Origin of the sequence: Janibacter sp. GS2, from assembly GCF_051200835.1 — a bacterium.
Taxonomy (GTDB): Bacteria; Actinomycetota; Actinomycetes; order Actinomycetales; family Dermatophilaceae; genus Janibacter.
On sequence record NZ_CP195161.1, the window covers coordinates 112404 to 125148 of the forward strand.

At 70.5% G+C, this 12745-nt stretch carries 12 protein-coding genes and 1 tRNA gene; 4 read left to right on the forward strand and 9 right to left on the reverse strand.

Features of this window, described 5'->3' with window-relative positions; genetic code table 11:
* The first annotated feature begins 1 nt into the window (after position 1).
* Complete coding sequence (locus ACR9E9_RS00550) at positions 2-763, forward strand: GntR family transcriptional regulator (RefSeq protein ID WP_435200608.1); 762 nt, start codon at positions 2-4, stop codon at positions 761-763.
* A gap of 11 nt (positions 764-774) precedes the next feature.
* Here ACR9E9_RS00550 and ACR9E9_RS00555 read toward each other — a convergent pair whose 3' ends face one another.
* The 5 genes from ACR9E9_RS00555 to ACR9E9_RS00575 form a co-directional block, all read right to left on the reverse strand.
* Entirely contained in the window at positions 775-1734 is a 960-nt protein-coding gene (locus ACR9E9_RS00555; protein ID WP_435200610.1) for an SDR family oxidoreductase, read from the reverse strand.
* The gene (locus tag ACR9E9_RS00560) at positions 1731-2678 is read right to left on the reverse strand and encodes a bile acid:sodium symporter family protein (RefSeq protein ID WP_435200612.1); all 948 of its coding nucleotides are present in this window, start codon (positions 2676-2678) and stop codon (positions 1731-1733) included. Before ACR9E9_RS00560 ends, ACR9E9_RS00555 begins: the two co-directional genes overlap by 4 nt.
* The gene (locus ACR9E9_RS00565; protein WP_435200614.1) at positions 2678-3964 is read right to left on the reverse strand and encodes a flavin-containing monooxygenase; all 1287 of its coding nucleotides are present in this window, start codon (positions 3962-3964) and stop codon (positions 2678-2680) included. Before ACR9E9_RS00565 ends, ACR9E9_RS00560 begins: the two co-directional genes overlap by 1 nt.
* Before the next feature lie 52 nt (positions 3965-4016).
* Positions 4017-4090, reverse strand: a tRNA-Gly gene (locus ACR9E9_RS00570).
* Between the two features lie 60 nt (positions 4091-4150).
* Positions 4151-5308, reverse strand: a complete 1158-nt coding sequence (locus ACR9E9_RS00575; protein WP_435200616.1) for a low temperature requirement protein A — start codon at positions 5306-5308, stop codon at positions 4151-4153.
* 21 nt (positions 5309-5329) lie between these two features.
* Between ACR9E9_RS00575 and ACR9E9_RS00580 the strand changes: the two genes are divergently transcribed.
* On the forward strand, positions 5330-6205 hold the full coding sequence (locus ACR9E9_RS00580) for a hypothetical protein (protein WP_435200618.1): 876 nt from the start codon (positions 5330-5332) through the stop codon (positions 6203-6205).
* A gap of 158 nt (positions 6206-6363) precedes the next feature.
* Positions 6364-8235 (forward strand): acyl-CoA dehydrogenase, encoded by a 1872-nt coding sequence (locus ACR9E9_RS00585; RefSeq protein ID WP_435200620.1) that lies wholly within the window; start codon positions 6364-6366, stop codon positions 8233-8235.
* Positions 8236-8304: 69 nt separating this feature from the next.
* Here ACR9E9_RS00585 and ACR9E9_RS00590 read toward each other — a convergent pair whose 3' ends face one another.
* Genes ACR9E9_RS00590 through ACR9E9_RS00600 form a run of 3 tightly spaced genes read right to left on the reverse strand, consistent with a single transcriptional unit; the run spans position 8305 to position 10764 of the window.
* Positions 8305-8505 carry a DUF6458 family protein gene (locus ACR9E9_RS00590; protein WP_435200622.1) on the reverse strand — a complete coding sequence of 67 codons (201 nt, stop codon included), beginning with the start codon at positions 8503-8505 and terminating at the stop codon, positions 8305-8307.
* Positions 8506-8528: 23 nt separating this feature from the next.
* Positions 8529-8729, reverse strand: coding sequence for a hypothetical protein (locus ACR9E9_RS00595; protein WP_435200624.1), 201 nt, complete (start codon positions 8727-8729; stop codon positions 8529-8531).
* Positions 8730-8781: 52 nt separating this feature from the next.
* Positions 8782-10764, reverse strand: coding sequence for a cytochrome c oxidase assembly protein (locus tag ACR9E9_RS00600; RefSeq protein ID WP_435200626.1), 1983 nt, complete (start codon positions 10762-10764; stop codon positions 8782-8784).
* 70 nt (positions 10765-10834) lie between these two features.
* Between ACR9E9_RS00600 and ACR9E9_RS00605 the strand changes: the two genes are divergently transcribed.
* On the forward strand, positions 10835-11287 hold the full coding sequence (locus ACR9E9_RS00605) for a MarR family winged helix-turn-helix transcriptional regulator (protein ID WP_435200628.1): 453 nt from the start codon (positions 10835-10837) through the stop codon (positions 11285-11287).
* A gap of 73 nt (positions 11288-11360) precedes the next feature.
* Here the strand turns inward: ACR9E9_RS00605 and ACR9E9_RS00610 are convergent, their stop codons facing one another.
* Positions 11361-12740 carry a dihydrolipoamide acetyltransferase family protein gene (locus tag ACR9E9_RS00610; protein WP_435200630.1) on the reverse strand — a complete coding sequence of 460 codons (1380 nt, stop codon included), beginning with the start codon at positions 12738-12740 and terminating at the stop codon, positions 11361-11363.
* Positions 12741-12745: the final 5 nt, after the last annotated feature.

Sequence of the window (12745 nt, forward strand, 5' to 3'; positions counted from 1 at the left end):
TGTGCGGGCACTTCCACGGTGGCGACAGATCAGCGATGACCTGCTGCGCAGGCTGCAGGAGGGCCAGTTCGTCGACGGGTTCCCCGGCGAGCTGGCGCTGACGCAGGAGTACGCGGCCAGCCGCGGCACCATCCGCCAGGCCCTCGGGCCGCTGCGCGAGCAAGGCATCGTCGGCGGCGCCCGCGGACGCCAGTCCTATGTCATCAGCGCCGGCCGCACGACCGGTCTGGGTCCGATGTACAGCCTGCGCGAGGCGATCACCGCACACGGCAGCGACGAGCGCTCGGAGGTCCTCTCGCAAGGGCTCGTGACCTCTCCCGAGGTCTCCCGGGCCCTCGGCCTGGGACCGGAGACCCCCTACGTGCAGGTGACCCGGATCCGCTATGCCGACGACTCCCCCTTCGCCCTGGACCGGTTGTGGATCATCGCCAGCGCGGCCGAGCCACTGCTCGAGGCCGACCTGACCCAGACCTCCGTCTACGAGGTGCTGCGATCGCGGTGCGGGGTGGAGTTCGACGCCGGCGTGGAGTACACCCGGTCCGTCCCGGCGAGCGCCACGGTGGCCGCGCGACTCGACGTCCCCGAGGGCAGTCCCCTGCTCGCCATCCGTCGCAAGTCCTGCCTGGCGGGCCGGCCGGCGGAGCTGCGGGACACCTGCGCCGTCGGTGAACGCGTCACCCTGACCCATGTCTTCGGCGATGCGTCGGCCGTCCTCAACTGCGGCGGTGGCGACGGCCGTCCGATCGACATCCCCTGGGACTGAGGGGACGCCCCTCACCCTTCTCGGGTCCTCCGGCCGAGCGCCTCGGGGTGGCTCGCCAGCCACGCCTCGAAGGCCTCGGCGCTGGTGTGGGTCGGTGTGTAACCGAAGACCTCGCGCAGCCGGGTGTTGTCGAGCACGGGCCGGTACTTCAGGAATCGGGTCTGCTCCGGCCCGTAGCGGCTGACGCCCACGGTCGAACCCACCGCGAGCGCTGCCCGGAGCACCCCGCCGGGAAGCCACAGGACCTGCTTGCCGAGGCGCTCGGCGATCTGGGTGATCGGCAGCGCCCCGTCGCCGGCGACGTTGAACGTCCCGATGACGTCCCCGACCACGGCCCGCTGCACGATCGCGGCGACGTCGGCGTCCCAGATGAAGACGAAGGGCGATCTGGCGCCGCGGATCCCGAGCAGCCGCTTCCTGAGGAACAGGGCCGTGATCTGGTTGTCGACCCGCTCGCCGAGGATCGTCCCGATGCGCAACACCACCTGCTCCAGCTGGGGGTGCTCCCGGCGCGCGGCGGCCAGCAGGTGCTCGACCTGCGCCTTGTGATCGGAGTACGCGAACTCGACGCTGCCGCGGACCGGGTGGTCCTCGGTGATCCAGTCCGGGTTGTCGGGGTGGTACCCGTAGGCGGCACCCGAGGACGAGACGACGAGGCGACGCACACCCGCGGCGACGCACCCGGCCACGACGTTGCGGGTGCCGTCGACGTCCACGCGTCGCTCGACCTCCCGCTGCGACCCCTTGCCGGGGGTGACGATGGCGGCCAGGTGGACCACCGCCTCGGGGCGGTGCTCCAGCAGGAGGGAGCGCACACCGACCGCGTCGGTCACGTCGAGCGGCGTCGAGGTGACGCCGGGTGTCACGGCGGGGCGCAGGTCAGCGCTGATGACCGAGTGGCCGGCGGACACCAGGCCGGCGCCGACCGACGTTCCGAGGAAGCCACTTCCTCCGGTGATGAGGATCTTCACGCGATCGCCCCCGGCGCAGGGTCGGCCGACGCGCTGCGCGCCTTCCAGGCCGCAGCCACCGCCAACCCGGCGATGATGTCCCAGATGCCCCACCACGCGGCCACGAGGGCCATCCCACCGAGACCATCGAAGTACGTGAAGACCAGGAGCAACCCGAGACCGGCGTTGCGGATGCCGACCTCGAAGGTCATGGCCTTGGTGCTGGGACCGGGGAGTCGGGCCACCCTGGCGATGACGTACCCGAGCGCCATCGCGAGGGCGTCGTGGAGGAAGACCGCAACGAGGACGACGCCGATGAAGGTGGTGAAGATGTCCCAGTTGTTCCGCACGCCGATGAGGATGACCGCGGCGAGGGCGAGGAAGGAGACCGGCCCGATGATCGTGTGGGCGACCTTGGCCGCGCGCGGCCAGACCTTGGCGAGGGTGATCCCCAGGACGAAGGGGATGCCGATCACGAAGGCGATCTCGAGGAGCATGTCGAGCGCGGAGAGTTCGATCGACTCGAGCACCCTCTTGCCGGTGGGATGCAACCCACCCCAGAACGCCACGTTGAGCGGCATCAGGAAGATCGCGAGCACGTTGCCGACGGCGGTCATCGAGACCGAGAGTGCGACGTCACCGCCGGCGCGGTGCGTGAGGATGTTGGAGACGTTCCCGGGTGGGCAGCAGGCAACCAGGATCATGCCGAGCGCGACCGAGCCGCGGACGTCCAGGGCCAGCGTCAGCAGGAACGTCAGTGCGGGCAGGAACACGAACTGGGCCGCCACACCGATGGCGATCACCCCGGGCCGCTTGAGGGCGGCGGTGAAGTCCTGCACCCGGGTGTCGAGGGCTATCCCGAAGAGGATGGAGCCGATGACGACCTTGAGAACGGTCAGCGAGCCCGCGTCGAAGGCGATGGTGATCGAGTCGACGTCGCCCTCCATCGGCAGGAGCCCGAACATCAGCGTCCCTCCAGCGCGGAGACCGCGGCACGCACAGCATTGCGGTAGGCGTCCTTGTTGACGTAGTAGGCCATGCGGTCGAGACCGAGATAGTCGTATCCCCCGGAGAGATCCGGGCTGGGCCCGGCGATGCTCTCGGCGAGAGCCCGGGCCCGGTCCGGGGCCGCGGTGCGCGCACTGATGAGTCGGGCGATCAGCTCGGCCTGCTCGTAGCGTCCTTGCCACCCGATCCCCGAGGCCTCGACCATGCCCACGACGAAGAGGTTGGGGTCACGACGACTGAAGATGTTCAGGTACAGGTCCGGGGCGGCGCCGCTCCAGTCGAGCAGGTCGCGGTCGAGGAAGGGGTAGCTCAAGACGTATCCCGTGGCCAGCAGCACCATGTCGTACTGCTCGCGACGCCCGTCGGTGAACTCCACGAACGCACCGTCGAAGGCCTCGATGTCGCTCATCACCCGCAGGTCGCCGTGCCCGAGATGGTGGAGCACCAGGGTGTTGACGACGGGGTGTGACTCGTAGAGCCGGTGATCCGGCTCGGGGAAACCCAGCCGTACCGGGTCGCCGGTGAAGATCTTGAGCAGTCGCGAGTCGACGGCCTGCTTGATCCGGGCCGGCAGGGGCTTGCCCTGGTTGAGGGTGTCCGCGGGTCGACCGAAGATGTACTTGGGCACGAAGTGGTAGCCGCGGCGCACGCTCACGTCGACGGACCTCGCGTGGTGCACCGCATCGACGACGATGTCGCAGCCGGAGTTGCCGGCACCGACGACCAGGACTCGCTTGTCGGCGAACACGGTGGCCGAGGAGTAGGCGCTCGAGTGGAGGAGCTCGCCGTCGAACCGTCCGGCGAAGGACGGGATGTTGGGCTCGCTCAGGGTCCCGTTGGCGACGATGACGCCCGCATGCCGGTGGGTCACGCCGCCCGCGACGACCTCCCAGGTGCCGTCCCCGACCGGAGTCGCGGAGGAGACCTCCGCGCCGAAGGTGTAGCCCTCCCGCAGGTCGAAGTGGCGGGCGAAGGCGTCGAAGTAGCGCTTGAGCTCACGGTGCGAGGGGTAGTCGGCCACCGACGCGTCCATGGGGAACTCGGTGAACTCGGTCGTGGTCCTGGAGGAGATCAGGTGCGCGGACTCGTACACGGTCGAGCGGGGTGCGTCGATGTCCCAGAGGCCACCCACGTCGCTGGCGAGCTCGTACCCCTCCCACGGCACACCGAAGCGTTGGAGGTTCCGGGCGGCCGCGAGCCCTGAGGGGCCGGCTCCGATCACGGCGTACGAGAGAACTGTCACCGGGACAGTATGGACAGTCTGCGTGGACGAGGCGGCGGCATGCGGAGGTGGATGGAGCCGGTGACGGGAATCGAACCCGCGTGTCCAGCTTGGGAAGCTGGCGCTCTACCATTGAGCTACACCGGCGCGCGCCGTGAAGCGTGCAGCCGACATCGTAACCCACCGACCACGGACCGTTGAGCACGGTCAGCCGTCGACGAGCTTGCGGTCCCACCCGCCGTATGCGACAACGCCTCCCGTGAGGGCAAGTCCCATGAGGAGCACGCTCAGTCCGATCCCCGGACCCACCGCGGCGACGGCGAGCACGGCGGCCGAGAGCACGAGGGCAGGTCCGAGGGTGCGAGCCACGCCGTCACCGCCGAGCAGGTGCAGCACCGACAAGGTCATCAGATAGGTGACCACCGCGGCCCCGACGAGCCACTCGACCGACTGGGCGGCCACGTGGGCGTGATGCGTGGAGACCTCGACCCCTGCGGTGATGCCCGCGCCGGCTGCGGCGATGGCCGCGTAGATCAGGTAGTGGAGGTAGCCGAAGGCCCACACCCCCTTCGCGCTCCCGACGAGGTCCGCGTGGTCCCGCCGGAAGTACAGCCACCAGAGCGACACGACCACGAGGAAGGCTCCGACGACGAGCAGCAGCAGGTCGAGCGAGACCCCGCGGTCACCGCCGTCCCCGGCGATGGCGCTCTGGGTCGCGCCGACCGTGGCGAGGACCACCTCGCCGAGGACGATGATCACCAGCAGGCTCGACCGCTCCGCGCCGCGCTCCGGGTTGAAGGGGGTGTGCGCCGCGCGCTCGGCGATGAACGGCACCGCCAGCTCGGCGACGACTCCGATGGCGAAGGTCGGCACGAGCAGGCGCTCGTCCTCGATGAGCAGCCGCGCGATCCAGAAGGCCTGCACCACGCAGATCCCGACCGCATAGCTCAGCGCGATCGCGCGCCGCCCGGGATCGTGCCGCGCCGCCCGCAGCCACAGCACCACCAACCCCAGACGCATCACCGCGTACCCGGTGACCGCGATCGGCGACTGGCCCCCGTCGAAGAGCTGCGGGATGCCTGCCGCGAGGATCAGGGCGCCCGCCATGATGACGAAGGTGAGCAGTCGGAAGACCACGTCGTCGTTGTCGTAGGCCGAGGCGAACCACGTGTAGTTCACCCACGCCCACCAGATGGCGAAGAAGGCCATGAGGTAGCCCCCGAGGACGCCCCAGTCACTGTCGACCACACCGTCGTGCAGCTGCGTCGCGGCCGCTGCGATGGCCGTGACGAAGACGAGGTCGAAGAACAGCTCGAGCGGCGTGGCGGCCCGGCCCGGCTCCGCGGCGATTGTCCGTCGCCCCACGCCCGGCCGTACCTTGGGGCCATGGGCAGCAGCACCTGGGACGAGCACGCCGAGGCCCCCATCGAGGGCGCCATCTCCTTCGCCGACGCCCCCCTGCCGGAGGTGGGCGCGCGCCAGCGCACGACCCTGGCCTCGCGCGCGGACCCGCGACTGGACCTGGAGACCCTGCTCCTGCGGCGAGAGCACCCGGACCTGATCGTCCTCCTGCACGGGGCGCTGGTCCGCAAGGACGTGACGCTCCCGCGCTTCGAGTGGCTGCGGTCGCTGCGCGATCGCCCGGAAAACCTCCTCTTCGTCTCCGACCCGTCCCTCGCCTGGGACGAGGCCCTCCGGCTGGCGTGGTACGTCGGCCCGGAGGAGCACGACGTGGGCGCCCACATCGCCGCCGAGGTCGCCCACCTCGCCGACCGCCTCGGGGCCACCCGCACGGTCTTCGCGGGCAGCAGCGGCGGCGGCTACGCCGCGTTGGCGCTCGCCGCGCGCACACCGGGGTCGCTCGCGGTGAGCTTCTCACCGCAGACCCGGGTCTCGCGCTACGAACGGATCCCGGTGAAGTCCTTCCGGCAGCGGCTCTTCCCCGGGCACCCGGACATGGACTCCGTCGAGGCCGCGCACCGCGACCGCGTCGACCAGACCCACCGCTGGGCCGCCGGGGAGCGCCAGCCCGACTCCTTCGTCCGTCTCGCCCAGAACTCGCAGGACCACGGGCACATCACCTCCCACATGCTCCCCTTCCTCCGAGCGACCGGGGTGGACCCGGACACCTTCGAGGGCAACCCGCGCGTCTCCGTGGTCCTCGACGACTTCGGCGAGGGCCACACCCCACCGCGCCCCACCCAGATCCGCGAGCACCTCGACGCGGCCCTTGCCTGGCACGAGACGGTCCGCCGCCGCTGAGCCCCGCCCGCACCCCGTGTGGGTCAACTCACCGCCCCCTTCGCTTGCCGTGCCCGGGTCCGCGGACGAAGATGGCTGCGAAGAGAGCGGTAAGCGCTCGCTTACTATCGTCCCACCGGGAGTTCCCGGCACACCGACCTGACCAGGGAGACGCCACAATGGGTCACTACAAGAGCAACGTGCGCGACCTCGAGTTCAACCTCTTCGAGGTCTTCGGACGCGGCGAGGTGCTCGGCCAGGGCCCGTACGAGGCCGTCGACGCGGACACCGCCCGCGAGATGCTCAAGGAGTACGCGCGACTGGCCGAGAACGAGCTGGCCGAGTCCTTCGAGGACGCCGACCGCAACCCGCCGGTCTTCGACCCCGCCACCTCCTCGGTGACGATGCCCGAGTCCTTCAAGAAGTCCTACCGCGCGTACACGGACTCGGGATTCTGGTCACTCGACCTCCCGGAGGAGCTGGACGGCACCGTCGCACCGCCGTCGCTGCGCTGGGCGATGAACGAGCTCGTCCTCGGCGCGAACCCCGCCATCGGGATGTTCGGCGCGAGCTACTCCTTCGCCAACCTGCTCCACCTGCTCGGCACGCCGGAGCAGAAGAAGCTCGCCCGCTGGATCGTCGAGAACCACTGGCACTGCACCATGGTGCTCACCGAGCCCGACGCCGGCTCCGACGTGGGCGCCGGTCGGACCAGGGCCACCGACAACGGTGACGGCACGTGGAACGTCGAGGGGGTCAAGCGCTTCATCACCTCGGCCGAGTCCGACCTGAGCGACAACATCGTCCACTTCGTCCTCGCCCGCCCCGAGGGCGCCGGGCCGGGCACCAAGGGCCTGAGCCTCTACATCGTCTCCAAGTACGACGTCGACCTCGAGACCGGCGAGCTCGGGGAGCGCAACGGCGCCTACGTGACCAATCTCGAGAAGAAGATGGGCCTGAAGGTCTCCACGACGTGCGAGGTGACCTTCGGCGAGAAGCACGCCGCCGTCGGCACCCTCCTCGGCGGGGTCCACGACGGCATCGCCCAGATGTTCCGCGTCATCGAGAACGCGCGCATGCTCGTCGGGACCAAGGCCATCGCGACCCTGTCCACGGGGTACCTCAACGCGCTCGAGTACGCCAAGGAGCGTGTCCAGGGCGCCGACCTGACCACCCCGGCCAAGGACGCCCCACGCGTGACGATCACCCACCACCCCGACGTGCGCCGCAGCCTCATGCTGCAGAAGGCCTACGCAGAGGGTTTGCGCGCGCTCGTGGTCTTCACCGCCACCCAGCAGGACACCGTCGACATCGAGCACCGTGCCACCGGCCTGGAGGAGATCGCCGACGACTCCCCCGCCGCCATGGCCAACCGGGTCAACGACCTGCTGCTGCCGATCGTCAAGGGGTCCGGCTCCGAGCGTGCGTGGACCCTCCTGGGCACCGAGTCGCTGCAGACCCTCGGGGGCTCCGGCTTCCTGCAGGAGTACCCGATCGAGCAGTACGTCCGCGACGCCAAGATCGACACCCTCTACGAGGGCACGACCGCCATCCAGGGCCAGGACTTCTTCTTCCGCAAGATCGTCCGGGACAACGGCCAGGCCCTCGGTCACCTCGCCATGCAGATCCAGCAGTTCGCCCAGGACGTCGACGCGCAGGGCGGCGCACTGCGGGCGGAGCGCGAGCTGCTCGCCAAGGGCCTCGAGGACGTCCAGGGCATCCTCGGCGCGATGTTCCGGGCGCTCATGGCCGCCGACCCCACGCAGGAGGGCTCGGACATCACGCAGATCTACACGGTCGGGCAGAACACCTCCCGCCTGCTCCTCGGCGCCGGTGACCTCGTCATCGGTTGGCTGCTGCTGCGTCAGGCCGCCATCGCGACCGAGGCGCTCGAGGCCGGAGCGAGCGCGAAGGACACGGACTTCTACACCGGCAAGATCGCCGCGGCGAGCTTCTTCGCCAAGAACGTCCTCCCGCGTCTGGGCGCCGAGAGGGCCATCGCCGAGGCCATGGACACCACGCTCATGGACGTGCCCGAGAGCGCCTTCTGATCCCGGCGCACCCGCGACCGAAGGGGAATCCCGCCACTGTGGCGGGATTCCCCTTCGTCGTGCTCGGCCTCAGACGCGCTCGTCGTAGACGACCGGGCGACGACGCCGCCGGTCGACGACGAAGCTGAGGATGATCGCCAGTGCGCCCAGGCCGATCGCGATCCAGCCGATGACGCCCAGATCCAGTCCCGCGATCAGCTGGTCACCGGTGTAGGCGAAGACGAGGATGAGTCCGACGAGGAGGAGGAAGATCCCGACTCCGATGTACATGTGTCACTCCACTCTCCGGCTGCTCACAGCCGGCTGTCGGTCTCTGCTGGGTCGACCCGCTCCGCGGGACGGTGGCGCCCCCTCGGGTCCGACGAATCGGTGTGCACCGAGAGCTTGGTGGGGATGTTACGGGATGGCTTGGGTCGATCGAGGAAGAAGAAGGCCCCGAACATCACCACGGTGAAGACGACGATGAAGATCCAAAAAACGGCCTCGCCGCTCATGAGGGCCCCTCTCTGCTGCGTGTCGACTCAAGCGTAGACCCGACCGGTCGACTCAGTCGGCATCCCGACGGTTGAGCTCGGCCAGGCCGGCGTTGTAGGCCTCGAGCTCCGCGTCGCCGTCGCGGTCCGCCCGCCGGTCGAGCCGTGTGGTCTCCCGGCTGTCGCTGCGCATCCACTGCCAGGCGACAGCGATCGCGAGGATGAGCGTCGGGGCCTCACCGACCCCCCAGGCGATCGCACCACCCTTGCGTTGGTCCGCCAGCGGGTCGGGCAGCCAGGGCAGGTCGAGCCGGCCGAAGAAGTTCTCCGCGAGCAGCTCCGGGGACTGGGTGATGACCACGCCGAAGAAGGCGTGGAAGCTGATCGTCACGAAGAGGACGACGAGCAGCCCGAGTGGCTCCCACCGCTTCGGTCCGGGATCGACCCCGATGAGCACCCAGGTGAACATGTACCCCGTGGCGAGGAAGTGGATCATCATCAGCACGTGACCCGTGTGGGTGCGCAACGCCAGCTCGAAGAGCGGGCTGTAGTAGAAGATCGCCAGGCTGAAGAAGAACAACGAGGCCGCGACGATCGGGTTGGCGAGCACCTTCATGACGCTCGAGTGCACCGTCGCGAGGATGAGCTCGCGCGGACCGAGGGTCTTGTCCTTGCGGGCCGGCAGCGCCCGCAGCGCGAGGGTCAGCGGCGCTCCCGGCACCATGAGCAGCGGGGCGATCATCGCCACCCCCATGTGCTCGATCATGTGCCAGGAGAAGCTGACCTTGCCGTAGACGCCCGGCCCCCCGGACGTGAAGTAGAAGAAGACGAGCCAGCCGAGGACCCAGCTGATCGTGCGCAGCATCGGCCAGTGGTCACCGCGGGCACGCAGCCGCAGGACCCACCGGACGTAGACGAGGATCGCGATGATCGTCACGGGCAGCCAGAGCCAGTCGATCTGCCAGGCCGTGAGCCAGCTGCTCGAGTCGGGAGCACCCGGGTCGGGGTAGCCGGACAGGTCGTAGACGATCGAGCCCTCGGGCCGCTCCTGCGCACTCGGCGGGATCGGGGTGCGCCCGACGGCGGCGCCCAGCCCCATCGCGGCGGCCATCACCACCACCTCCCCGAGGGCCAGACGGACGAAGGGGGTGGCCCCCTTCGCGCCGTGGTCCAGGGCGGCGATGATCTGGCTCCGGTGCCACCAGCCGGCGGCGCCCAGCAGGACCGCGGCGACGGCCTTGAGGATGAGCAGGACGCCGTAGCGCGAGTCGAGGCCGGACAGGCCCCCCATGTTGATCCACGAGGCGAGCAGCCCGGAGCCCACGAGGAGGACGAAGCACCAGGCAGCCACCGAGGAGTAGCGCCGCACCGTCACGGCGAGGTGGGAGCCCAGGGAGGGCCGGATGACCAGGAGCGCGACGAGCCCGCCGACCCACAGGCTCGCCGCGAGGAGGTGGAAGGCGAGGGCGTTGACGCCGGCCATGTGGTCGACGCTGGCCGAGGAGTGCCCGGACAGGGCGAGCGGCAGCAGGGCGAGCAGGCTCGTCGCGGACAGCCACGCGAGCGCCGACTTCGTCCGCACGAGCGGCGCCGCCACCGCGACCACCGCGACGAGGGCGGCGGAGATCACCCCGGTGCGGGTGTTGTCGAGGTCCCAGACGAAGGCGGTCAGCTGGGAGAGGTAGCTCGGGTCGGTGAGCTTGAGCCCGGCCAGCGACGCGAAGGTGGTGAGGATCCCGCCCACCCCGGCGAGGAACCAGATGATGGCCGCCCCTCCGGCCAGCCGCGAGAGGGTGCGCCGACGCAGGGTCCGCGTGGTCTCGGGGACGATGAAGGCCGCGAGGGCGAGCGCGCCGATGGTCACGGCCGCGGCCGCGTCGTGGATCGTCCTCAGGACGGGGAGCGACCAGCGCACGAAGGCACCGGGGTCACCGAGGTCCAGGGGCGCGGCTCCCCCACCGAAGGCCGTCGCCGCAACGACGACCACCACCGTGACGAGACCAAGGAGCGTCAGCGGAAGTGACGTGGTGCGGGGTGCGGTCTCGGGGGTGGACATGATGTCTAATCTAGGCAACGCACTCAGTCCGGTCACCGCCGGTCTGCGCCCAGGACCCCAGGAGACCATCGTGCCCGCCTCCGCCGGCAAGCTCAGCGTCAGCGTCATCAGGATGCTGCGCATGCTGCAGGCCACCCGTGCTCGGGCACCCCGGGTCCACCCGGCACTGGAGCCGACCCACCACGCCGTCCTCGTCGCCCTGCGCGACCACCCGGCCCGCGTCGGGGACATCGCGGAGCGCACCATCGCGGACGCCTCGACCGTCAGCCGACAGGTCAGCCACCTCACCGCCCTGGGACTGGTCGAGAAGGTCCCCGACCCCGAGGACGGCCGCGCCCAGCTCGTCGCCCTCTCGGACGACGGTCAGGCCCTCCTGGCCGAGCTCGTCGTCCGCCGCGAGGCGTGGTTCAGTGAGCTCCTCGCCGACTGGCCGGAGGAGGACGTGCAGACCTTCATCGGTTACGTCGACCGCTTCTGCGACACCGTCGCTGCCGACCAAAGGCACCGCCCCGACGCCGGGTGAGACCCTGCTCGGACGCGGCGAGGGGCTGCTGTCCGCATCGGACAGCAGCCCCTCGTCAGGTCCCGGTCGGCGCTCAGGCCCAGAGGAAGGCCGTCCCCGGGTCGTGGAGCAGCGCCGCGACATCGGCGAGCAGCTTCGAGCCGAGCTCGCCGTCGACGAGCCGGTGGTCGAAGGAGAGCGCGAGCTGGGTCACCCAGCGCGGCTCGATCGACTCGCTCCCGTCGGCGGCCGTGACGACCCACGGCATCCGCCGGACCGCGCCGAAGGCGAGGATCACGGCCTCCCCCGGGTTGAGGATCGGGGTGCCGGTGTCGACACCGAAGACGCCGACATTGGTGATCGTCGCCGTGCCCCCGCCCAGGTCGGCCGGTGAGGTCCGCCCTTCGCGCGCCGTGCCGACGAGCTCGCCGAGCGCCGCCGCGAGGTCGTGGAGGGAGAGCCGGTCGGCAGCCTTGATGTTCGGCACGAGCAGGCCGCGCGGGGTGGCCGCCGCGATGCCGAGGTTGACGTCGCGGTGAAGGACGATCTCCTGGGCGGCCCCGTCCCAGCTCGCGTTGGCCCCCGGGTGGCGCCGGAGCGCCAGCGTGAGGGCCTTGGCGACGAGGAGCAGCGGGGTCACCTTGACGTCGGAGAAGGACCGGTCGCCCTTGAGCCGATCGAGCAGGTCCATCATCGCCGTGACGTCGATGGTGACGAACTCGGTGACGTGCGGCGCGGTGAAGGCCGAGGAGACCATCGCCTCCGCGGTCGCCTTGCGCACCCCCTTGATCGGCACCCGGGTCTGCTCCGGGCCGCTCGCGGCGGGAGCGACCGCTCCCGGCGCCTCGGTGGCGGGGGCCGGGGCGCCGGCCCCGGCGGATGCCGCCTCGACGTCGGCGCGGGTGACGATGCCCCCTTCGCCGGACGGGGTGATCGACTGCAGGTCGAGCCCGAGGTCCTTGGCGAGCTTGCGCACCGGGGGCTTGGCCAGGGCGCGCGTCTGCTCACCACTAAGGGGTGCGGCGGGGGCAGCGGGTGCCGGCGGGGCTGCCGGTGCCGCGGGAGCGGCCGGCGCTGACGGCGCCGGAGCCGCCGGCGCCTCCGGCGCACCCTTGCGAGCGCGCCGTCGGGTGCTCCCGGCCTTCGCCCCGTAGCCGACGAGGTTGGGCCCGGAGGCCTCCTCCGGCTCGTTGGCCGAGGGGGCGGCCGGGGCCGGCTCCGCGCCCTCCTGACCGGCCACCTCGACGGCGATGATCGGGGCACCGACGTCGACGGTGTCGCCCTCCGCGACAAGCAGCTCGCTCACGGTGCCCGCGAAGGGGATCGGCAGCTCGACGAGGGACTTGGCGGTCTCGACCTCGATGATGATCTGGTTGACGGTGATCTCGTCACCCGGCTGAACCTTCCAGGAGACGATCTCGGCCTCCGTGAGGCCCTCACCGGGGTCGGGCAGGGTGAAGTTCTTCAGTGCCACGGGTC

Coding starts and splice junctions, on each gene's coding strand:
- ACR9E9_RS00590 (WP_435200622.1), bottom strand. CDS start 8,505: ATGTACATCGGAGTCGGGATCTTCCTCCTCCTCGTCGGACTCATCCTC.
- ACR9E9_RS00600 (WP_435200626.1), bottom strand. CDS start 10,764: ATGTCCACCCCCGAGACCGCACCCCGCACCACGTCACTTCCGCTGACG.
- ACR9E9_RS00595 (WP_435200624.1), bottom strand. CDS start 8,729: ATGAGCGGCGAGGCCGTTTTTTGGATCTTCATCGTCGTCTTCACCGTG.
- ACR9E9_RS00580 (WP_435200618.1), top strand. CDS start 5,330: ATGGGCAGCAGCACCTGGGACGAGCACGCCGAGGCCCCCATCGAGGGC.
- ACR9E9_RS00560 (WP_435200612.1), bottom strand. CDS start 2,678: ATGTTCGGGCTCCTGCCGATGGAGGGCGACGTCGACTCGATCACCATC.
- ACR9E9_RS00585 (WP_435200620.1), top strand. CDS start 6,364: ATGGGTCACTACAAGAGCAACGTGCGCGACCTCGAGTTCAACCTCTTC.